This window comes from Bacillus sp. AFS001701 (genome assembly GCF_002559405.1).
Classification (GTDB): Bacteria; Bacillota; Bacilli; order Bacillales; family Bacillaceae_G; genus Gottfriedia.
This window is the reverse complement of sequence record NZ_NTZO01000227.1, coordinates 1-21,897: the sequence shown is the minus strand read 5'-3', so window position 1 is coordinate 21,897 and position 21,897 is coordinate 1. Positions and strand designations below refer to the sequence as shown.

The 21,897-nt window shown below is 33.3% G+C and carries 19 protein-coding genes and 1 riboswitch; of the genes, 10 read left to right on the top strand and 9 right to left on the bottom strand.

What is annotated here, in order from left to right; all coding sequences use genetic code 11:
* Window positions 1-116 precede the first annotated feature (116 nt).
* Entirely contained in the window at window positions 117-821 is a 705-nt protein-coding gene (locus tag CN514_RS15440) for a WxL domain-containing protein (RefSeq protein WP_098233352.1), read from the bottom strand.
* Window positions 822-1,101: 280 nt separating this feature from the next.
* Between CN514_RS15440 and CN514_RS15435 the strand changes: the two genes are divergently transcribed.
* The gene (locus tag CN514_RS15435) at window positions 1,102-1,659 is read left to right on the top strand and encodes an HD-GYP domain-containing protein (protein WP_098233351.1); all 558 of its coding nucleotides are present in this window, start codon (window positions 1,102-1,104) and stop codon (window positions 1,657-1,659) included.
* 147 nt (window positions 1,660-1,806) lie between these two features.
* On the opposite strand, the gene CN514_RS15430 is transcribed toward CN514_RS15435, so the two are convergent.
* Both CN514_RS15430 and CN514_RS15425 read right to left on the bottom strand, forming a co-directional pair.
* Window positions 1,807-3,303 (bottom strand): AcpB/EbpR/MafR family transcriptional regulator, encoded by a 1,497-nt coding sequence (locus CN514_RS15430; RefSeq protein ID WP_098233350.1) that lies wholly within the window; start codon window positions 3,301-3,303, stop codon window positions 1,807-1,809.
* A 331-nt stretch (window positions 3,304-3,634) separates the two neighbouring features.
* A complete protein-coding gene (locus CN514_RS15425) occupies window positions 3,635-3,820 on the bottom strand; it encodes an aspartyl-phosphate phosphatase Spo0E family protein (protein ID WP_098233349.1) in 186 nt (61 codons plus the stop codon).
* 429 nt (window positions 3,821-4,249) lie between these two features.
* Here CN514_RS15425 and CN514_RS15420 point away from each other — a divergent pair, with 429 nt between their 5' ends.
* Window positions 4,250-6,169 (top strand): heavy metal translocating P-type ATPase, encoded by a 1,920-nt coding sequence (locus CN514_RS15420; RefSeq protein WP_098233348.1) that lies wholly within the window; start codon window positions 4,250-4,252, stop codon window positions 6,167-6,169.
* Window positions 6,170-6,477: 308 nt separating this feature from the next.
* Here CN514_RS15420 and CN514_RS15415 read toward each other — a convergent pair whose 3' ends face one another.
* From CN514_RS15415 to CN514_RS15405, 3 genes are read right to left on the bottom strand one after another with little or no spacing between them, the layout of a single operon-like run.
* Window positions 6,478-7,359: a YihY/virulence factor BrkB family protein gene (locus CN514_RS15415; RefSeq protein ID WP_286141709.1), complete on the bottom strand. Its 882-nt coding sequence runs from the start codon at window positions 7,357-7,359 to the stop codon at window positions 6,478-6,480.
* Window positions 7,360-7,376: 17 nt separating this feature from the next.
* Complete coding sequence (locus CN514_RS15410) at window positions 7,377-7,916, bottom strand: hypothetical protein (RefSeq protein ID WP_098233347.1); 540 nt, start codon at window positions 7,914-7,916, stop codon at window positions 7,377-7,379.
* A 13-nt stretch (window positions 7,917-7,929) separates the two neighbouring features.
* Window positions 7,930-8,406 carry a low molecular weight protein-tyrosine-phosphatase gene (locus tag CN514_RS15405; RefSeq protein ID WP_098233346.1) on the bottom strand — a complete coding sequence of 159 codons (477 nt, stop codon included), beginning with the start codon at window positions 8,404-8,406 and terminating at the stop codon, window positions 7,930-7,932.
* Between the two features lie 351 nt (window positions 8,407-8,757).
* Window positions 8,758-8,862: riboswitch (TPP riboswitch) on the top strand.
* 226 nt (window positions 8,863-9,088) lie between these two features.
* On the opposite strand from CN514_RS15405, the gene thiT reads away from it, so the two are divergent.
* The 8 genes from thiT to opp4A all read left to right on the top strand — a co-directional run bounded on the left by thiT (window position 9,089) and on the right by opp4A (window position 17,023).
* Complete coding sequence (gene thiT / locus CN514_RS15400; RefSeq protein ID WP_098233345.1) at window positions 9,089-9,670, top strand: energy-coupled thiamine transporter ThiT; 582 nt, start codon at window positions 9,089-9,091, stop codon at window positions 9,668-9,670.
* Window positions 9,671-10,043: 373 nt separating this feature from the next.
* The gene (locus CN514_RS25775) at window positions 10,044-10,199 is read left to right on the top strand and encodes a hypothetical protein (RefSeq protein WP_176525928.1); all 156 of its coding nucleotides are present in this window, start codon (window positions 10,044-10,046) and stop codon (window positions 10,197-10,199) included.
* 184 nt (window positions 10,200-10,383) lie between these two features.
* Window positions 10,384-10,836, top strand: a complete 453-nt coding sequence (locus CN514_RS15395; protein WP_098233344.1) for a Dps family protein — start codon at window positions 10,384-10,386, stop codon at window positions 10,834-10,836.
* A gap of 550 nt (window positions 10,837-11,386) precedes the next feature.
* A complete protein-coding gene (locus tag CN514_RS15390; protein ID WP_098233343.1) occupies window positions 11,387-12,412 on the top strand; it encodes an ABC transporter ATP-binding protein in 1,026 nt (341 codons plus the stop codon).
* Complete coding sequence (locus tag CN514_RS15385) at window positions 12,393-13,319, top strand: ABC transporter ATP-binding protein (protein WP_098233342.1); 927 nt, start codon at window positions 12,393-12,395, stop codon at window positions 13,317-13,319. Before CN514_RS15390 ends, CN514_RS15385 begins: the two co-directional genes overlap by 20 nt.
* 15 nt (window positions 13,320-13,334) lie before the next feature.
* On the top strand, window positions 13,335-14,300 hold the full coding sequence (gene opp4B / locus CN514_RS15380; protein ID WP_097973226.1) for an oligopeptide ABC transporter permease: 966 nt from the start codon (window positions 13,335-13,337) through the stop codon (window positions 14,298-14,300).
* Between the two features lie 14 nt (window positions 14,301-14,314).
* Window positions 14,315-15,220 carry an ABC transporter permease gene (locus CN514_RS15375; RefSeq protein WP_069032748.1) on the top strand — a complete coding sequence of 302 codons (906 nt, stop codon included), beginning with the start codon at window positions 14,315-14,317 and terminating at the stop codon, window positions 15,218-15,220.
* A 24-nt stretch (window positions 15,221-15,244) separates the two neighbouring features.
* A complete protein-coding gene (gene opp4A / locus CN514_RS15370; protein WP_098233341.1) occupies window positions 15,245-17,023 on the top strand; it encodes an oligopeptide ABC transporter substrate-binding protein in 1,779 nt (592 codons plus the stop codon).
* Window positions 17,024-17,460: 437 nt separating this feature from the next.
* Here the strand turns inward: opp4A and CN514_RS15360 are convergent, their stop codons facing one another.
* From CN514_RS15360 to CN514_RS15350, 3 genes are all read right to left on the bottom strand, one after another.
* Window positions 17,461-18,867 carry an amino acid permease gene (locus CN514_RS15360; RefSeq protein WP_098233339.1) on the bottom strand — a complete coding sequence of 469 codons (1,407 nt, stop codon included), beginning with the start codon at window positions 18,865-18,867 and terminating at the stop codon, window positions 17,461-17,463.
* Between the two features lie 266 nt (window positions 18,868-19,133).
* Window positions 19,134-20,420, bottom strand: coding sequence for a Glu/Leu/Phe/Val family dehydrogenase (locus tag CN514_RS15355; protein ID WP_098233338.1), 1,287 nt, complete (start codon window positions 20,418-20,420; stop codon window positions 19,134-19,136).
* A 14-nt stretch (window positions 20,421-20,434) separates the two neighbouring features.
* The gene (locus tag CN514_RS15350) at window positions 20,435-21,646 is read right to left on the bottom strand and encodes an ornithine--oxo-acid transaminase (protein ID WP_098233337.1); all 1,212 of its coding nucleotides are present in this window, start codon (window positions 21,644-21,646) and stop codon (window positions 20,435-20,437) included.
* Between the last annotated feature and the right edge of the window lie 251 nt (window positions 21,647-21,897).

Here is a 21,897-nt window from a genome sequence, read left to right as displayed (position 1 = left end):
ACCTCCTGTATACTCAAAGATGTTCATAACAAAATTAAACTTAGACAATCATTCCATTATCCAAGTTTAATTTTACTAATAATCGGTATATCTCATCCTAACTTACTCATTATTTTTTATTGCGGAGCATCTAATAATGTCCAATTCAAAGTTGAAACATAATCTCCCTCTAAGTTTCCAGAAGGTATATTTAATTTAATTTGAGCTGGATCTAATTTATCTACCCAAGTACCCATACCCTGATTTGCTTGGGCTGTCATAAGAATATCAGATGAAGATTGATCTGTATTCAGTGTGATCGCTCGCATTGTAGGTGCTTGGCTTACATTACCAGCAGTACTCAACGCCTCACCTGCAGGAAAACTTAATGTCGCACCGATTAATTTTTTTGAATTGTCATTTTGTTCTACAAATGGTGATGCCGTAACTTGTAGTGTCCATCCGGCACCTGTTGCACGAACATCTGTAACCTGAACGTTTGGATTTTGGGACGTTGCATTTACAACGATTGAACTACCTTGTATTTGATGAGTTCCAAATTCTAAAGGTGTTACATAGTCAATTGTTAATGATCCAGTATTTCCAGTTTCTCCACCTGGTTGACTAGGTACAACTGGATCAACCGGTCCTGTAGTTCCATCCCCAGGTATAATTTTTACGTGTCCATAAGTCGTTGCACCTTTTCCGTCTGAACTTGATAAAACATCAGTTGGATTTATTGCAGCGAATGTGTGGTTTGTAGCAAACAAAACTACCGTTGCAGTTGTTAGGATCCCTCCTCCAATTACCTTTTTAAAGTTAAATACATTTTTTTCTACCATGTCTTCTCTCTCCTTTTGTTTAGTAAACGTTCTAATTACATATTACAAAAAAAAGGAAGAGCTAAAATTTCTTATACGAAATGATTTATCCCATAAAAGAAATTCAAATATATGAATGAATCCCATGAAAAAGGTAATTAGAAATTTTATACTTTAATAAAGGAAACTAAAACGATGTTATTTGTCCCAAAAATGAATTTTCTTATTTTACATTAGAATCTATACGTAAACTTCTTAATGGTACAGTTAAAATAACAAATGTACTGATGAGGTGTTGAAGTTGAGAAACAGTCATTCTTTATTAAAAATGTTACACAATCATTGTAAAAACACTTACGAACACTCTCTTAGAGTTGGAATGATTTCATATAATTTCGGTCGTTTTTTAGGCGTTCAAAATCCGGAGCATTTAATATTTCTAGGTACATTCCATGATATCGGTAAAATCATGGTCCCTCCTGTTCTATTAGAAAAAAAAGAGAGATTAAGCGGTTTAGAGTTTGAGTTCATTAAGTGTCATGCGAAACTTGGTGAAGAGATATTAAAAAATACTTCTTATTTCATAGATGATTATAAAGACGTTGTATTATTTCATCATGAAAATGTAGATGGCACGGGTTACTTTGGAAGAAAAGGAGATAAAATTCCATTACTCTCTAAAATTATCCGAATCGTGGATTCTTATGATGTAATGAAAAATGGAAGAGTGTATAAACAATCTTTAGATCAAAAAGAAATAATACATGAACTTAATTCTTTAAGTAATAAACATTATGATAATAATTTAATACAGAAATTTATGATATTTCTCCAATACAATAGCTTAAAATATATGTAAGGAAAACAGGACTTGGAATTTATCGGAATATGTTTAAATCCATTTAAAAAGAATCATATTTACACCCTTGAATCAGGGAAAATAAGATTCTTTTTTATAGAGAAAAACGATTAATTTCATTTGCAAAATTTTTAGGGCATTCAATCATTATTGGTTAATATCAGTAAACGGATAGATTATTGATGCATCTAAACCGTATAGTTCTGCAAACTTTTCATCAATAAACTCTCGTATTTTATTTATTTCAGAAAGTAATGGTATAGCTGAAATAGTTATTCTTGGAACGTGAACAACCCCTACAACCTTTGAATCCGTAGTAATGATCAAGTCATATTCGTCGTACTTTTGTCTATAATCGTTCGTAAATGCATCTGTTTTAGTAATACTTAAAGCATGACAAAAGTGATATTTTAGTACTGATTCAACATAATTTTTTTCTATATTTGACCTACTAATTAATGCCGTATTTATAGAAAACCGTTCTTTTTTTCTTAATAAAGAAGTTTGAACGAGAAGAAAGAAATCCAAAATATCATGTTCATTTGGTTTTAAATCATTTTCAATACAAATTCTAGTCACAATCTCCTCAACAGTTTTATAAAACGGATTTGATTCAAAGTAAGGAGCATATTGTAGTAAATATCCTCTTCCCATACCAATTCCAAATTCAGTTTCTATTAACATTCTTTTTATTTTCTGAAACCAATAATAAACGACTAGTTCATCCTCTGAAAGATTAAACCCTATATGTTCTTCGAGAATCTTAAATGTTTCAAGAACAGGCAACCCTCTTTTGGTTCTTAAAATACTCTTAGCATATTTAATATATTCCGAACGATTTGGCGGTTTTTCTTCACTCATTAAGTAAATTACATATGAGTACATTTCTTGTAATTGAAGCTCTCTATTCGGGCACTTAACCATAAATTGGACTAATTCTTTAGCAAAATCCATAAACCTTGATTCGATACTATTTATCGTAATAGTTAGTGGGAATTTTACATAATATTCCATCGAAACCCGTAAATTAGAAATAAATATATACAAAGATAGTCTATCTATCGCACCGGTTCTAAATGAAACAGAATATTTACTACCTAACTCTAATAATTTGGATTGAAAATTTTTAGCATCAATATTCTGATCTGATTCCGATTCAGGATCAAAATCCATAAACTGTAGAAAACCTAAGATAAAATGGCGTATTACCTTCTCATCCCCTTCTAACTTAAAAGGACTTACAGATAAGGAAATCCCCGATTCTTTAATCAATTGTTTTATTTTTTCAAGATGTCTATATGCCGTTGACCGACTTATATGAACATTTTCCGTTATTTGAGATATATCTACTCCATTATTTAAAATAATTAATTTCAAAATTTGAAAGTATTCGTTTTGATCTCTTATTTGTCCAAGTAAATTTTCCAAAGTACCATTTTCTGGCTTTTTCAAAAAAATTCCTCGGGTATCGTCCTTCTCAAATTGCCAACCTTTTGGCAGGACAGTCTCCAAAAATTCTAAATCTCTCCATATTGTACTTTTAGAAAAACCCGTTTTTAATGATAAATCTGCTAAGTTGTGCCAATTATCTCCATTAAAAAAATGAATAATTAAGTCTGCGTAACGCCCCATGAACCTGTGCACTAATATTCCCCCAGATGTTTATATTTCATAAAAAAAATATTAATTTAATCATAGATTTCTAAAGAAAGTTGAAAGTTTTAGTGGTTAGATTTAGCTCTATAAACACATCTTATTATTATTGTCACCTAAACCAAATTTTCGAAACATGTTATTAAACTATTGTAATTTATCTATCGTATCATAATAAAAAAATGGGAGCATTCCATAATCAAAACGTTTCATTTCAATTATGAAATAAAAAAAACGACTTATTTTTTATTTCATGATCCGCATTTTCTTATATGTTTATAAAAATAAAAATGATCGAGATACGATACTCAATCATTTACATTTAAATTTCTAATTCTTTGCTGGAGATTTTATTATTCGGAACTTGCATCTTGTTTATTTCTTTATCTAGTAGCTGGCTTAAGTGTACAACCTCGGGGTCTGTGTAATCCTTTACCGTAGTTAATTTATATAATCTTGCTCTTTGTTCTTCAATATTTGTTTTATAACTAGCAGATTTTCTAAGCATATATCTTCCCTCCAATAGATCAATTTGTACAAACCATTTGCTATGTTATATTGAGTAATGCTTTTATTCTAAGGTATTTATTGACTATTCAAATCTCATGTTCAATTTTTATTATTTCATTTTTGGAATTTTAGATAAATCATCCACTTCTCAAGTTTGTCTCCATTAACCTTTATTTCCCATCATTCATTAAAATATTTTTAATCTAAAAGTAAATTTTTTTCTCACATATAAAGTAATGTGGTAATATATATTTAATAAGAATTATTTTAATTAAGAAATCTGTGAACTACACAACTTAGAGATTAAATAAATAGTAAGATCTTATAAAATGTACGCTGCTGTCCTAGGACGGCAGCTTTCGTCGTTTTATAAGGATAGTGAATTTGATTATTTTTCTCAATTGAAAATAAGAAAGGGGTATTTATTATGGAAGCAAGTCCAAAAGTTACAACGATTCATGCTACATATGAAGCCGACCATGTGGAATCTACATCATTTCTTTCAAAACATGGAGAATTAATTGCCGCTTTAGTTTCTGGTGTATTAATTCTAATTGCTTCATTCGTTAAAAACGATAATTCAATCATGTCGATTATTTTATATGTTTTAGCATTTTGTATTGGAGGTTACGCAAAGGCAAAGGAAGGTATTGAAGATACGATTGCTGAAAAGGAACTAAACGTTGAAATGCTAATGATTATTGCGGCAGTTGGTTCAGCTGCAATTGGATATTGGACTGAAGGTGCCGTACTAATTTTCATATTTGCATTAAGTGGCGCACTTGAAACATATACGTTAAATAAAACAAATAAAGAGATTTCTTCACTATTATCTCTTCAGCCACAAACAGCAATCCGATTAGTCGATGAAGTTGAAGAAGTCGTCGGCATTAAAAGTCTAAACATTGGTGATTATATTTTAATTAAAGCTGGGGAACGTATTCCTGCTGATGGTCAGATCGTTAAAGGAGAAACATTAGTTGATGAAGCTGCTCTTACAGGTGAATCAGTTCCTGTTGTTAAAAACTTAAATGATGAAGTGTTTGCAGGAACAATCAATATTAAAGGAACGCTAGTAGTCGAAATTACGAAGCATAGTGATGAAACTCTTTTCCAAAAAATCATTAATCTTGTACAAACAGCTCAAAGTGAACAAACTCCTTCTCAACAATTCATTGAAAAATTTGAAGGTGTATATGTAAAAGGAGTATTAATTGCCGTATTATTTATGATGTTTTTACCGCATTTTGCATTAGATTGGTCATGGACAACAACATTTTATCGAGCAATGATTTTGCTAGTTGTTGCATCACCTTGTGCATTAGTAGCATCGATTACACCAGCTGTTTTATCTGCAATCTCAAATGGTGCAAAGTCGGGAATTCTTGTTAAAGGTGGTATTCATCTTGAGCGATTAGGTGTATTAAAAGCAATCGCATTCGATAAAACTGGTACTTTAACGATTGGTAAACCCGAGGTAACTGGTTTTGAGAAAATAGACGATTTTGATCGTACAGAGTTATTATCGATCGTTGCTTCAATTGAAAGATACTCAACTCACCCACTAGCTTCAGCAATTGTTGAATACGCAACGAAACAAGGAATCACAGTATCTTCATCATTTGAACAAATTGATGACCACCCTGGTTTCGGTGTATCAGCGATTTTAAATGGTACAGAATACAAAGTAGGTAAAAAAGAATTCGTAACGATGAAACAAAACCCTCTTATTCATTTTGAACAACAATGGGAACAAGAAGGAAATACAATTGTTTATGTAGGTACGCAAGATAAAGTTGTTGCGATTTTCTCATTAAAAGATTTAGTTCGTAACGAATCAAAGCAAGCCCTATCTACTTTAAATAAATTAGGTGTTCAAACAGTCATGATTACAGGTGACTCTGAACAAACGGCGAAAGCAATTGCTGCCGAAAGTGAAATCAATGAATACTTTGCATCATGCTTACCAGATGAAAAAGTTTCGATTGTTAAAAAGCTAAAAGACAACTACGGTCAAGTAGCAATGGTTGGTGATGGTATAAACGATGCCCCTGCTCTAGCGACTGCAAATGTAGGAATTGCAATGGGTGGCGGAACTGGAGTTGCTCTTGAAACTGCAGATGTCGTTTTAATGAAGAACGATTTAACAAAAATATCAAAAGCAATCATTTTATCTAAACGCATGAACAAGATCGTAAAACAAAATATTATCTTTTCACTAAGCGTAATCGCATTCCTTATCTGCTCGAATTTCCTACAAATTATTGATTTACCTTATGGCGTAATCGGTCACGAAGGAAGTACAATTTTAGTTATTCTTAACTCATTAAGATTATTAAGAGATTAAAAAAAAGCATCGTACAATAATTGTACGATGCTTTTTCTTTTAAACTGACTAGTAATGAGCTTTTTAGCAGGAAAAGCAATTATTCTAGTCAGTCTAAAAAATTAATGATAATCATTATGTCCGTTTGCAGAACCACTAGTTTTGCCCTTTGGATGTGAGCTACTTTTTTGTTTCTTATTTGATTTATCATTATGGTTTTTCTTATTATTACTCATTTTAAAATTCCTCCCTTTTTGAAGTCTTTTTTAGTTTACCTCTCTAAAATAAGACTACTCATGGAAGAAAACTCCAATATATTATAGAAGAAACTATTTTGGATTTGGATTAGTAGGGTCAATTAATTTTGGTTTAGCTTTGTGCTTACCATACTGTCTTTGCTTTATTAATGCATTAAGCTCTCCACCAATAATCACAACCATTGCCGAAATAAAAAACCAAATCATTAAGACAATAATTCCACCTAAACTACCATAATGACTTGTGTAATTACCAAAGTTATCAACGTAAAAAGCAAATCCAAATGAAGAAATGATCCATCCAAATGTTGCAAATAGTGAACCAAAGAATACCTTTTTAATGTGAACTACTTTACTCGGTCCAATTGAATAGAGAACAGTAAATACAATCATTAGGATTACAAAGCTTAGTGACCAACGAATTAAGCTCCAAGTATATAAGAAATCCTGAGATATATCTAAAAATTGAAATACAGACTTAGCAATTACTTTCCCGAACACTGGTATTAATAATGCAAACACAATCACAAAAATCATAATAATTGTTAAAAGAATTGAAACTCCTCTTGTAACAAAGTAATTTCGTTTATCCTCTACATCATACGCATCATTAAGTGCTCGGATAATTGCATTAATCCCATTGGACGCAGCCCAAATAGTTGCAATTAACCCTACTGATAATACTCCACCATGTGATTGCCCGATTATTAACTGCAAGTTACTTCGTATAATAGCCATAGCGTCTGGCGGAGCATACTGACTCAAGAATGACAATATTTGATCAGTAGAAAGTGGTAAATAGGTTACGACTTGAGTTAGAACAAGTAGAAATGGAAAAAGAGATAGCATTAAGTAATATGCTAGCTCCGCTGAACGAGATACTATTTCGTCTTCCATACACTTTTTCACTAAATCCCAAACAAATGCTACAATAGAATTCTTTTTCTTAATCAAATTGACACCTTCAATTGTTATTCTTTAGATGTATTACCTGCCAATAAAATTGATTCTACTTTCTCTTGTACTTCATCTGCATTTTCATCAGTTAAATCTTCAATACCTTCAAGAGTAGCTTCTAACTGCTCGTCAGTTTCAGAAGATTCATTCTCATGGTTTACTTCTAGTGAAGTCGCTGAAATTTGTGATTTTCCTTCTTCTAGGTCGATTGAATCTTCAATTTTCGCTTCTACAGCTTCAACTGCTTTTTCTGAAACTTTAGAAGATCCTTTATCAAACTTATTTAATGTTGAATCTTTAATTTCGATCCATTTATCTTTTACAAGCTGTACATTGCCTTCCAATTTCTCAACTGAGCTTTGTACTACTCTCAACTGATTTCGAACAGCACCTTTTACGATTTCTGGATCATCTTTAATTTGATTTAATTTGTTTGTTACGCTTCTTCCTTTACGTGAGATTTTCTCGCGATTTTCCTTGTTAAGTAGCGTAACCCCTGCACCAATTGCGACTCCGACTAGAATATTGCGTAAAGCTTTGTTACGTTTTGACATTCTACATCCTCCTCTAAACTGTTAATTGGTGTTGCTTTAAAATATGCTGAAGTAAATGAGAGCATCCTTCTGTGATGATGTCATATACTTCATTAAAATTACCCGTATAATATGGATCAGGCACTTCCTTCCACATTGATGTTGGAACATAATCTGAAAGTAGTGAAATCTCTCCTATACAATTATTTCTTGCTAAATTCATTAAATCCTCTTTATTCTGTGCATCCATAGCAACAATATAACTAAAATATTTAAAGTCATTTTCTGTCACTTTTCGAGCTTTCATACCTTCGCACATTATACCTTTTTCACTCAATAAACCTTGTGTTCCCTTATGTGGAGGGTGACCTAAATGCCAATCTCCAGTACCAGCTGAGTCTATCATAAATTGTTTATCTAACCCTTTTTCTGTCACTAAATGACGAAAAACAGCCTCAGCCATTGGCGATCGACAAATGTTACCTAAACAGACAAATAATACTTGAATCATCTCACTGTCTCCTTCAAATTATTTACACTTTCTGCCAAAATTTAGCTGTTTCTTTCGTATTCATTCTACACGGTAAATTTTAAAATGAAAAGCAAGCCATTGTGAATAATTTATGACCAGTATAAATAAGATAAAAGTTATAATGCTTATTTTTTACATAATAGCTATGATTACACTCATTTTTTAAAAATAATTTTAATGACTATCTAAAAAGTTAACTCGGTTAATGTTTTTCGCGATTCTTACATAGATTCCATTAACAATGGCCAAATTTTTTTAATTTTTACAGATAAATTAATTGTATTTTTAAATGACCTTGACTATATTTAGTAAAGACAACTAAATGTAAGCTAAAACCACAAGGGGAGCCATTTGGCTGAGAGTGAATAAATTAGCTATTCTTACCCTCTGAACCTGTTAGTTAGTACTAACGTAGGGATGTGGCACGATGAAAAAGCAACGCTAGGGATCATCATGCTACCCAGTATTGCTTTTTTTATTTATTCCTACCGAAATCTCCCTAAATTGAAATGTGGAAGCGACTCGCTTTTACCCCGACACCAGAAAGGGCAAGGTGCTGGAACTAGACATTACAAAAAGTAGGCGAATATTCACTCAAACATCATTATTTACAATGTGTTTCACTACATAAGTTGTCCATTAGATAAAGGGGGAAATTTATATGAAGACATCAAAAATTCAATTAATGGCAGAAATAGCGATGTGTGCAGCACTAGCAATTGTATTTGACTTTTTACCATTATTTACTGCACCTCAAGGTGGCTCTGTATCATTATCAATGATTCCAGTTTTTCTAATTGCTTTTCGTTGGGGATTAAAACAAGGATTAATTACTGGTCTATTATTAGCAGCACTACAAATCGTAACAAAGCTATATTTTGTTCATCCTATCCAAGTATTTTCAGACTATATTGTAGCATTTACAAGTCTCGGATTAGCTGGTCTTGTATATAAACAAATAAAAAATAGTTTGGCAAATGGCAATAAAAAAAGTGCAGCAGCCTATATAATTTTAGGAACTTTTATCGGCTCACTAGCTCGATTCATCTGTCACTTTATAGCTGGAATCGTGTTCTACGGTTCTTACGCTCCAAAAGGAACTCCGGTTTCACTTTATTCATTAGTATATAATGCTTGGTATATGGTTCCTTCCTATATTATCAGTGCAGTTGTCTTAACCATTTTACTTTCTTCTGCTCCAGTTCTTGTTAATGTTAAGAAAAATCATAATCATGCAGCTTAAAACAGTTTATATATAGGAAGAAAAGCCACAAGTTTTGCAGCTTGTGGCTTTTCTGAATTCTAATTGGTTTCAAAAATCAAATCATGATTTCATCGGGTTTATGCCATATACAACGAAGTTCACAACTATCCATAAAGTTAGTTGTGTTCGTTTTTTCGATTTCATCACTCAGAAGCACCCCTTTAGGACCTGAACCATTTTTAAGCACAAATATCTCTTCTTCATAAAATAAAGTTCAGCAGTTTATTATCCACCACAACGACCATTTCAAAAATATTCATCTAAATTTTGAACACTTTGTGAATTTTGGTTATCTGTCCTTCCCTTCAATCATATATATGAATACAGAGAATTTTCGAAGGGGGTATAAACATTGGCGTATGATGTACTCATCTTTTTCTTTTACTTTATCATTCTATTAGGTATGATTGGTTCATTTTTCTTAGTATTAAAAAATGCGTTTAATGAGGATGATGCAGTTAGAATTGATCCTAAGCTTTCCCTTCCTGAAGAAAAGTCTCATTCATAGATTTAAAACCCCATCAGTTAGATGGGGTTTTCTATTTCAAATTTATACTATTGACAATTTAACGTTAAATTTACTAATTGTTGTCTTAGCTATCAAATATTACCATGACTATTCTTACTCAATATCAGTTAAGATGGGGTATATGGTTTTTTAATCTTTTACATCATTTAGAGGAGGGATTTTAATGGATACATCATCCATCTCAAAAACGACTGTTGATGTGCTAAACAAGCAAATAGCAGACTGGAATATTCTATTTGTAAAGTTGCATAACTATCACTGGTATGTAAAAGGTCCAAATTTTTTCACTCTACATACTAAATTTGAGGAATTTTACAATGAGGCAAGTTTACATATTGATGAGCTTGCAGAACGAGTGTTAATAATTGGTGGAAAACCGCTGGCTACAATGAGAGAATATCTTGATACTTCAAGTCTTAAAGAAGGAAATAAAAATATCACTTCTGATGAAATGGTTCAGGACATTACTAAAGACTATAATTATTTAATTGAAGAATTAAAAGATGGTATGGAAATTGCAGAGTTTGAAAATGATTCAGTTACTCATGATTTACTATTAGCCATTCGAGAACAACTTGCAAAGCATGTTTGGATGTTAACAGCCTACTTAAATTGAGTTAAGACTTAAGATTAAATTAAGAAAAGCAGTGTAAAATAAAATGGATTATTCATCCTTTTATCTTTATACTGCTTTTTTCTTTTCTTATATAATGCTTTTAGTAGATTTAGATTTTTTAATGTAATTCTTATTTTCCTGCTTAAATGTAGGTAATTTGAACTAGGAATTTCAAACTACAAATTGTACATCGAGAATATATTTTCCACTAAATTACTCCATCTTCCGACAAAAACCCCTTTATTTCTTCTTTATTTTCAAACACATCTTTTTATCTACTCTTCAAACCGTTTTGGAAACGTTTTCATTTTGTGTTTTCCTTACTCTCCCTTATTTTATTTAATCTATCAACCTTTCTATCGAATCATAGTGACATTTTTTCCCTATTAATTTACTAGTTAATCCGAATTTTGAATGAATTTTAGTCAAAAAGGACTATATATTACAGAAAATGTTTTCATATTGAAACATTCGCGTAATAATATTATACTTATGAAAATTCAAAATATAGCAACAATTCTGCTCATGAAATCTCGAAAGGAGACACGAAATGTCAAAACCTCTTTTGGAAATCGAACATTTAACGACATCGTTTCGTATAAACAACCAATACTATCCTGCTGTGGATGATGTATCACTAACTGTCCATGAAAATGAAGTTCTTGCAATTGTGGGTGAATCAGGCTGCGGTAAAAGTGCACTAGCCCTATCAATCCTAGGACTACATTCAAATAATCGTACAAAAATGAATGGATTGATCTCTTACAAGGGTACAAATTTACTAACGCTAAATGATAGTAAGTTGAATAAAATTCGAGGTAAGGAAATCGGAATGATTTTCCAAGAACCTCTTACTGCTCTAAATCCTTTAATGACGATTGGTAAACAAATTGAAGAAAATTTAGATTTTCATACTGATCTTTCACGCTCACAAAAAAAGGAGCGTGCATTAGAGTTATTAGATCAAGTTGGAATTCCAAAGCCAGAGGTTACTTATAAACAGTACCCGCATGAATTATCTGGTGGTATGAGACAACGTGCTATGATTTCAATTGCCATTGCATGTAACCCTTCGTTCATCATTGCAGATGAGCCAACTACTGCTTTAGATGTAACAATACAAGCTCAAATATTGGATTTATTAAAAGAAATACAGAAGAAAACGAAGCTAGGCATCATTTTAATTACGCATGACTTAAGTGTTGTTGCAGAAGTAGCAGATCGTGTTGCAGTTATGTATGCTGGACAAATTATTGAGACTGGTTCAGTAGAAGAAATACTAAATAATCCATTACACCCATATACGCGCTCACTATTAAACTCTATTCCTACTACTCATTCAAAAAATCAACGACTTCATATTATTGAAGGTACAGTTCCACCATTAGACAAACTACCTAGAACAGGCTGCCGATTCAGCCACCGTATTCCTTGGATTCAAAATTATGCTCATGAAAATCAACCTATCTTACACGAAGTTACACCAAATCATTATGTACGTTGTTCTTGTTATAAGCATTTCCATTTCAAGAACGAGAAAGGAGCACCGATCGTAAATGTCTCTATTAAAGGTTGATAACTTAAAAGTACATTACCCTATCCGTGGTGGTATTTTTCGAACAGTTGTAGATCATGTTCGAGCTGTTGATGGAATTTCATTTGAACTAAACGAAGGCGAAACATATGGCCTTATTGGAGAATCAGGTAGTGGAAAATCTACTGCAGGTAAGGCAATACTTCAATTGACACAGGCTACTAATGGCAGTATTAAGTTTTTAGACAATGACTTAATAACACTAAATAAAAAGCAAATGCGAGCATTTCGCCAAGAGATTCAAATGATCTTTCAAGACCCATACTCTTCTTTAAATCCTAAAAAGAGAATTATTGATTTAGTTGCAGAACCGCTAAGAAACTATGAAACCCTAACTGAAGAAGAAGAACGTGAAAAAGTACTTTACTACCTTAATAAAGTTGGTTTATCTCCAGAATCACTATATAAGTATCCACATGAATTTTCTGGTGGTCAACGTCAACGAATCGGGATTGCTAGAGCATTAACTTTACAACCTAAGTTAATAGTTGCAGATGAGCCTGTTTCTGCTTTGGATGTTTCAGTACAAGCACAAGTACTTAATTTCTTACAAGATTTACAGGAAGAATTCAAACTAACTTATTTATTTATCGGTCATGACTTAGGCGTTATTCGCCATTTATGTGATCGAATTGGTGTTATGTATAGAGGGCGACTTGTTGAGGAAGGCACTACTGAAGATATCTTAAACAACCCACAACATATATACACTAAGCGCTTAATTGCGGCAATACCAGATATTCGTCCAGAAGTTCGAGAAGAAAAAATTAAAGAAAGACAAGAAGTAAGAAAAGAATATCAACAAAATGCTTCTTCTTACTTTGATGAAAATGGTCGACCTTTTGATTTAAAACCAATCTCAGATACTCATCGAGTAGCATTACCTTAGAAAGGAGTAACCAATATGTTAAAATTTGTCATTCGCCGTATACTCATCATGATTCCTCAGCTTCTTATCTTGAGTATACTAATCTTTGCACTAGCTAAAGCAATGCCTGGTGATGCTCTAACTGGACGATCGATTAACCCAAAAGCTAATCCACAAGAAATTGAAAAAATTCGTGAAGAAATGGGTTTAAATGATCCTGCTTATGTTCAGTATTATCATTGGATTAAAAATGTTGCAAAAGGAGATTTTGGTGTTTCCTATACACACAAAATCAATGTAGTTGATGTAATCGGTGACCGTATTGGAAATACCGTATTACTTGCTCTCTGCGTGTTTATTGTAACTTATTTACTGGCAATTCCACTTGGTATTATTAGTGGACGCTATAGCGACACGTGGGCAGATAAGCTGATAACCGGATATAACTATTTAGGATTTGCTACCCCTCTATTTATTTTTGGAATTGTTATGTTGTTTGTTTTTGGATTTTATTTTGATCTTTTCCCTACGGGCGGTAGCGTAGACCCTCAAATTGCTGACGGAACTTTTGCTTATTATGTAAGCAAGTTAGATCACCTTGTTTTACCAACTTTATCAGGTGCACTTATTTCAACTGTTGGAATTTCTCAATATTTACGCAGTGAAATTATTGATACTAAAGTAAAAGATTTTGTAAGAACAGCTAGATCAAAAGGTGTTCCTGAATCTAAGGTTTATTCTCGACATATTTTACGAAATTCATTTTTACCAATCGCTGCATTTTTAGGTTATGAGATTACTGGTTTAATTGCTGGTTCTGTATTTTTAGAATCAATTTTTGGCTATCCAGGAATTGGACAACTGTTCGTCAAATCCGTTATGTTACGTGATTTTACTGTTGTAAATGCGCTTGTTTTAATGACATGTCTTGCAACACTTTTTGGGACATTAATCTCAGATATTATTCTAAGCATCGTAGATCCACGTATACGGATTGAATAGGGTAGGTGAAATTTATGGAATTAAAAATCGAAAATCAAACTCATATTACTGAGCAACGAAAAAGTCCATCAGGATTTAGTGTCATTTGGGCTGAATTTAGACGAGATAAGTTAGCTTTAGGTTCTCTTATCGTGCTTGGCCTAATAATAATAAGTGTGTATGGTACTTCGCTTATTCTAGATCAAGATCAAATTGTTAAAGTAGACTTTCTATCAATCTATCAGCCTCCTTCCTCTACTCATTGGTTAGGTACTGACTACGGGGGACGTGATATATTTGGACAATTAATAATTGGGACAAGAAATTCCTTTACGATTGGATTTTTCATCACAATTATTACAAATCTACTAGGCCTAGCATTAGGTTTAATAGCTGGTTATTTTGGTGGTTGGGTAGACAGTGTCGTAATGCGTATTATTGACTTTTTCTTATCCTTACCAACCTTAATGTTAATTATTGTATTCGTAACAGTTGTACCTAAATTCTCAATCATAAATTTTGTCCTTATTATGAGCCTTTTTTTATGGACAGGTAAAGCAAGGTTAATTCGTTCAAAAGTTTTATCAGAGAGCGAATTAGATTATGTGGCAGCAGCTAAAGCAATTGGCACACCGAATTGGAAAATCATCATCTCACACGTTTTACCAAATGTAAGCTCTTTAATTATCGTTGCATTCACTTTAAACTTAGCAGGAAATATTGGAATTGAATCTGGTCTAACCTTCCTTGGATTTGGTTTACCAGAAAGTACGCCAAGTTTAGGAACACTAGTTAGTTATGCAACAAATCCTGATGTTTTACAAAATAAGTTGTGGATATGGTTACCTGCATCGTGCATGATTTTAGTGCTCATGCTGAGTATAAATTTCATCGGTGAAGCGCTAAAGCGTGCAGCTGATGCTAGACAAAGAAGAGGTTAATTAAAAAATAAGGAGAGTGGAAATATGAAAAATGCAAAAAGCTTTACTAAAGTATTAAGCGCAATGGCAGTATCTATGATGATTCTTTCAGCATGTAAAGGTGGCGACACAAAGACTTCAACTACTACTAAGCAAATCGATCAAGCTGCTTTTCCAATTAAAGTTTCAAATAGCAAAAAATCGATTTCAGGTGGCATTTTAAAATATGGTTTAGTTTCAGATACGCCATTTGAAGGTATCTTAAATACAATTTTCTATGAAGGCGATCCAGATTCTCAAGTTCTTCAATTTTTTGATGAAGCACTACTTTCAACAGATGAAAACTATATTTATGACCAAGATGGTGCTGCTACATATAAATTAAGCGATGACAAAAAGACAATCACATTAAAAATTCGCGATAATGTAAATTGGACGAATGGGGATCCAGTTACAGCAGAGGATTTAGAATATTCTTATCTAGTAATTGGTAATCCAAAATATACAGGTGTACGTTATGACTCACAAATGTCTATGATTGAAGGTATGGAAGATTATCATAACGGAAAAGCAAAAAATATTTCCGGTGTTAAAGTAATTGATCCTAAAACAATTTCAATTACATTTAAAGAAGCTAACCCATCTGTACTTACTGGATTATGGACTAACCCACTACCTAAAAAATATTTAGGCAATGTGCCAATCGATAAATTAGCATCATCTGACCAAATTCGTAAAGCTCCTATTGGCTTTGGACCATTTAAAATTAAAAAGATCACTCCAGGTGAAGCTGTAGAGTTCGAAGCGAATAAAGATTACTGGAACGGTGCACCAAAACTTGACGGTGTACTTTTAAAAGTTGTTAATCCAACTATTGCTACATCTTCTCTAGCTAACGGAGATATCGATATCGCTTCTGTTTCAGCTGACCAATATGATCAAGCTAAAAAATTAAAAAATATCCAATTAATCGGTAAAACTGAGTTAGCTTACTCTTACATTGGATTTAAATTAGGTCATTACGATGCGAAAAATGGTGTAAACGTAATGGATAATCCAAAATTCCAAGATAAGCGTGTACGTCAAGCAATGGCTTATGCCCTTGATAACAAAGCAGTTGGGGAAAAATTATACAAAGGATTACGAGTGCCTGCAACATCTGTAATTCCACCATCATTCCCTAAATACTTTGATAAAGCATTAAAAGGATATACTCATGATCCTGAAAAAGCTAAAAAATTACTAGACGAAGCTGGTTACAAAGATGTAACTGGAGATGGCTTACGTGAAGATCCAAACGGAAAACCATTTAAAATCAACTTCGCTTCTATGAGTGGTGGCGATATCGCTGAACCATTAGCACAATTCTACTTACAATCTTGGAAAGAAGTTGGCTTAGATGTTCAATTATTAGATGGACGTTTACATGAGTTCAACTCATTCTACGATATGGTAGAAAAAGATAATCCAAAAATCGATATTTTCGCAGCAGCTTGGGGAACAGGTTCTGACCCAGACCCATCTGGAATTTGGGCGAAAAATGCACCATTCAACTACGTTCGTTGGGTAAATAACGACAATGATAAACTATTAAAAGAAGGTATTTCAGCAAAAGCATTTGATGAAAAATACCGTCAAGAAGTATACGATAAATGGCAAGAGCTTGTAAATGACGAAGTGCCAGTTATCCCTACTCTATTCCGCTTCGGTTTAGATGGAGTTAATAAGCGCGTTAAAGGTTACGACCTAACAGCAGGTCAAGGCTTCCAAGGTCACTTACAAGACATCACTGTAACAAGTAAAGAGTCTGAAAAAAATAAATAAGCTGTAACAAATGTAGCTGCCCCTCAAGTCAATGTATTTTTGGGACAGTTCTTTTTTTTGTGTAAAACTCATAAACATGGCCTTAATAGTAAAAATGTGGATAAGTATCTCCCCCCTTCCTTTCTGTATTGAAATACTGAAAGTTATTAACAAGTGCCTTCGAACATTTGTTGATAATTAATGCAGGATCAGTTGAAAACAGTAACACGATTATCAAATCAGTGGATAAGTAGTCGCTTTCCTCTTCAAAATCAAAAAAATATGAACGAAAATATGCACACTGTTGATAAAATTGTGAAATTTGTTAATAAAGTAGTAATTATTATTCAATACGCTAAACCTGTTCAACCAGAATTCAGGACAATAACAAAAAAACTCGCTAGTAGTAACTTACTAGCGAGTTTTCACCAATTTTTGAGACAATCTTAAAACTATTATTAACTTACTTTTTTATTCTCTTCTTGCTCGTGTTTTTCAATCTTATGTTTAGCAGAGAAATGATAATAAATTAAACATGCAATCATAAATGGAACACCACAGTACAATGCAATGCGTTGATCTGGGATAAATGCAAGACTAATGATTACAGCTACATTTAAAACAAAAGCAACGATTGGAACGATTGGATAAAGAGGCGTTTTATATTTTAAATCCTCTACTTTTCCACCTTCTTGAATGTATTTCTTTCTACCTAAAAGATTTGATAATGCAATGCTTGCCCAAACAAATAAGCAGCCAAATCCTGCAATTGATAGTAACCATAGATAAACCGTGTCTTCTGCGTAAATACCACTTAATAGAGATAAACATCCAAAAAACATACTAAAAGTTAAAGCGTTTAAAGGTACACCTTTTTTAGTTAATTTTCCTAATTTCGGACTAACCATTCCTTTTTGAGCCATTGAATACATCATACGAGATGTTGCGTATAAACCTGAGTTAGCAACTGATAGAACGGCTGTAATAATAACAAAGTTCATAATATCTGCTGCGTATGGAATACCGATGTTATCAAATACTACTACGAATGGGCTATCTACTAAACCAGCTTTCTCCCAAGGGAATAGTCCTGCTAAAACAAACATTGATAAAATAAAGAATACTAGAATTCGCCATACAGTGTTATTAATTGCTTTAGGTACAGCTTTTGCTGGATCTTCACTTTCACCAGCTGCAATCCCTACTAATTCACTTCCCTGGAATGAGAAGTTAACTGCAACCATTGTGACCATAATCGCTAAAAAGCCATTCGGGAAAAGTCCGCCGTGGTCTGTAAAGTTAGAAAGCATTGGAGCCTTTGACCCTTCTACTGGTACAATGCCAAACATTACTGCTCCACCTAAAATTATAAATAGAACAATTGTTACTACTTTAATACTTGCAAACCAAAATTCAACTTCAGCAAAACTTTTAGTTGAAAGTGCATTTATTGCAAATAATATTATCCCAAATGCTACACACCAGATCCAAGTTGGTACATCTGGAAACCATCTCTTCATTAACATACTAACTGTAATTAACTCTAAACCGATTGTTACCGACCAGTTTAACCATGCCATCCATCCAACTACATAGCCTGACGCTGGTGAGATATATTTAGTTGCATAAGTTTGATAAGAACCAGCATCTGGTAAATTAACTGCTAATTCTCCTAAACATAGCATTGTTAAATACATTACGATTCCACCTACTAAGTAGGCTAATATTGCGCCACCTGGGCCAGCTTCACTAATTGTATAGCCTGATCCCATAAACAAACCTGTCCCAATTACTCCCCCAAGAGCAATCATAAACAAGTGTCTACTTTTAAGCTCTTTCTTTAACCCCTGTTCTTGCTGTTTCATGAAAGTCCCTCCTCTAGTTGTAAATTGTGCGTATAAGTTAAAATATTCTGATATAACAGAATATAAGTTCACTTATTTCCTTAACGAACACTAAAATGCTCTATACCAACGTATCACAAGACTAAATTTTCAGATAATATCTGTAAGCGTATACAAATTAATTGTACCGAAATAATATCTTAATTATAAAAATAGAGTCTATTATCTGTCAATACAATATAAGTGCTCCAGATGAACTTTCCATCTGGAGCAAACCAATTAGTCTATTAAACCCATCCACGGAAACGAGATGCTTCCGCCATTTTGCGAATACCAACCATATATGCTGCTAATCTCATATTTACTTTGCGATTAACTGAAGTTTGGTAAACACTATCAAATGAACGTACCATTTTTTCACGAAGTTTTTGAGCAACTTCTTCATCTGACCAGTAGTAACCTTGGTTATTTTGAACCCACTCAAAATAAGAAACAGAAACGCCACCAGCACTTGCTAGTACATCTGGAACTAATAAAATCCCACGCTCTGTTAATATTTTAGTAGCTTCTAGAGTCGTAGGACCATTTGCAGCTTCAACTATGATTGATGCTTTAATATTGTGAGCATTTTCAATTGTAATTTGGTTTGAAATTGCAGCTGGAACTAAAATATCACAAGGTTTTTCAAGTAATTCTTTATTCGAAATTACATCAGTAAATAAGTTAGTTACCGTTCCGAAGCTATCTCTTTTTTCTAGTAAGCTATGAATATCTAAACCGTCTGGATCGTATAATGCGCCAAGTGCATCAGAAATACCGACTACCTTTGCACCTGCTTCAACCATGAACTTCGCTAAGAAGCTACCCGCATTTCCAAATCCTTGAACAATGACACTAGCACCCTTTAAATCGATTCCCTTACGTTTAGCAGCCTCTTCGATACAAATAGTAACACCTTGAGCTGTAGCTGTTTCACGTCCTTCTGATCCACCTAATACAAGTGGTTTACCAGTAATAAATCCAGGAGAATCAAATTCTTGAATTCTACTATATTCATCCATCATCCAAGCCATAATTTGTGGGTTAGTATAGACGTCTGGAGCAGGAATATCCTTTGTTGGTCCAACGATTTGGCTAATCGCACGAACATATCCTCTACTTAAACGCTCTAACTCAAAAATTGACATTTTTCTTGGATCACAAATGATACCGCCTTTTCCCCCACCGTATGGTAAATCAACGATACCGCATTTTAAGCTCATCCACATTGATAAAGCTTTTACTTCGTCCTCATTAACCTCAGGATGGAAACGAATTCCACCCTTTGTTGGACCTACAGCATCATTATGTTGTGAACGATAGCCAGTGAAAATTTTCACTGAGCCATCATCCATTCTTACCGGAATTTGAACTGTTAAAAATCGTAATGGTTCTTTTAATAACTCATAAAGTTCTTTTGAATAACCAAGTTTATGAAGTGCTTCTGAGATTACTTCTTGAGTAGACTCAATTAATTCTCTGCCTTCTTCTTTGATTTTGTTTTGTACTTCATTTTGTGGGATTGTAGTTGTCATTTTTATCGCTCCATTTATACAGTTGCTTTATATTGGCTAAATACTTCGTTAATTTGTTGAATTGACCAGTCTAAATCTTCTTTTGAAATAATTAGTGGTGGTGCAAAACGAATTACTGTATCATGTGTTTCTTTACATAATAAACCTTGTTTCTTTAATGCTTCACAATAAACACGTGCTGGAACATGAAGTTCAACACCGATAAATAATCCACGTCCTCTAACTTCTTTAATATGAGGATGATCGATTTCTTTTAATTTTTCCATAAAGTAGTTCCCAAGCTCATTTGAACGCTCAGCTAACTTTTCTTCTTCAAGCACTTCTAAAGCAGCTACAGAAACTGCACAAGCTAATGGATTTCCACCAAATGTAGATCCGTGAGAACCTGGCTCAAATACGCCTAAGATTGAACGATTTGCAGCAACACATGAAATTGGGAATACTCCGCCACCAAGTGCTTTACCTAAAATGTACATGTCAGGAGTTACGCCATCCCAATCACATGCAAAAGTTTTACCAGTTCTACATAAACCTGTTTGAATTTCATCTGCAATAAATAATACGTTTTCTTTTTTACAAACTTCAGCTACTTCAGGTAAGAATCCTTCTTTAGGGATATTAATTCCAGCTTCACCTTGAATTGGTTCGATTAAGAATGCAGCAGTATTTGGCGTAATTGCAGCTTTTAATGCTTCAATATCGCCATACGGAATTAACTTAATTCCTGGTAAGAATGGTCCAAATCCACGTTGATAATCTTTTTCTGATGATAAAGAAACTGCAGCCATCGTGCGACCGTGGAAGTTTCCAACACAAGCAATAATTTCTGCTTGGTTTTCTTCTACACCTTTAACATCATAAGCCCATCTTCTAGCAGCTTTAATAGCTGTCTCAACAGCTTCAGCACCAGTGTTCATAGGTAAAATCATATCTTTGTTCGTAACTTTTGCTACCTTTTCAAACCACTCACCCATGTTTTCACTATAGAAAGCACGAGAAGTTAATGTAACTTTGTCAGCTTGATCTTTTAAAGCTTGGATAATTTTTGGATGACGATGCCCTTGGTTTACAGAAGAATATGCACTTAACATATCTAAATATCTGTTCCCCTCAGGGTCTGTAACCCAGATACCTTCAGCTTTAGAGATTACTACTGGAAGTGGATGATAGTTATTTGCGCCATATTGATTTGTTTGGTCAATGATTTTTTGAGAATTAGTTGTCATTTGAGTTCCCCCAATATTATTGATTAATTTTTAGCTTCTTACTAAAAGAATAAGCAATTTCCGTGCCAAACATGTTGTATAAATTAAAATTCACAAAATGTACTTATTCTAAGCGTTATTCATCCTTAAGCATGATACCGTTTTCAATTTACCGCAAAATATTTTTGCATTCAGGCGCAAAATTAATTAAAATATGCATAGAATATTTGCAGCAAAAAAACGATTAACAAAGAAAATTAGCACATTCGGAA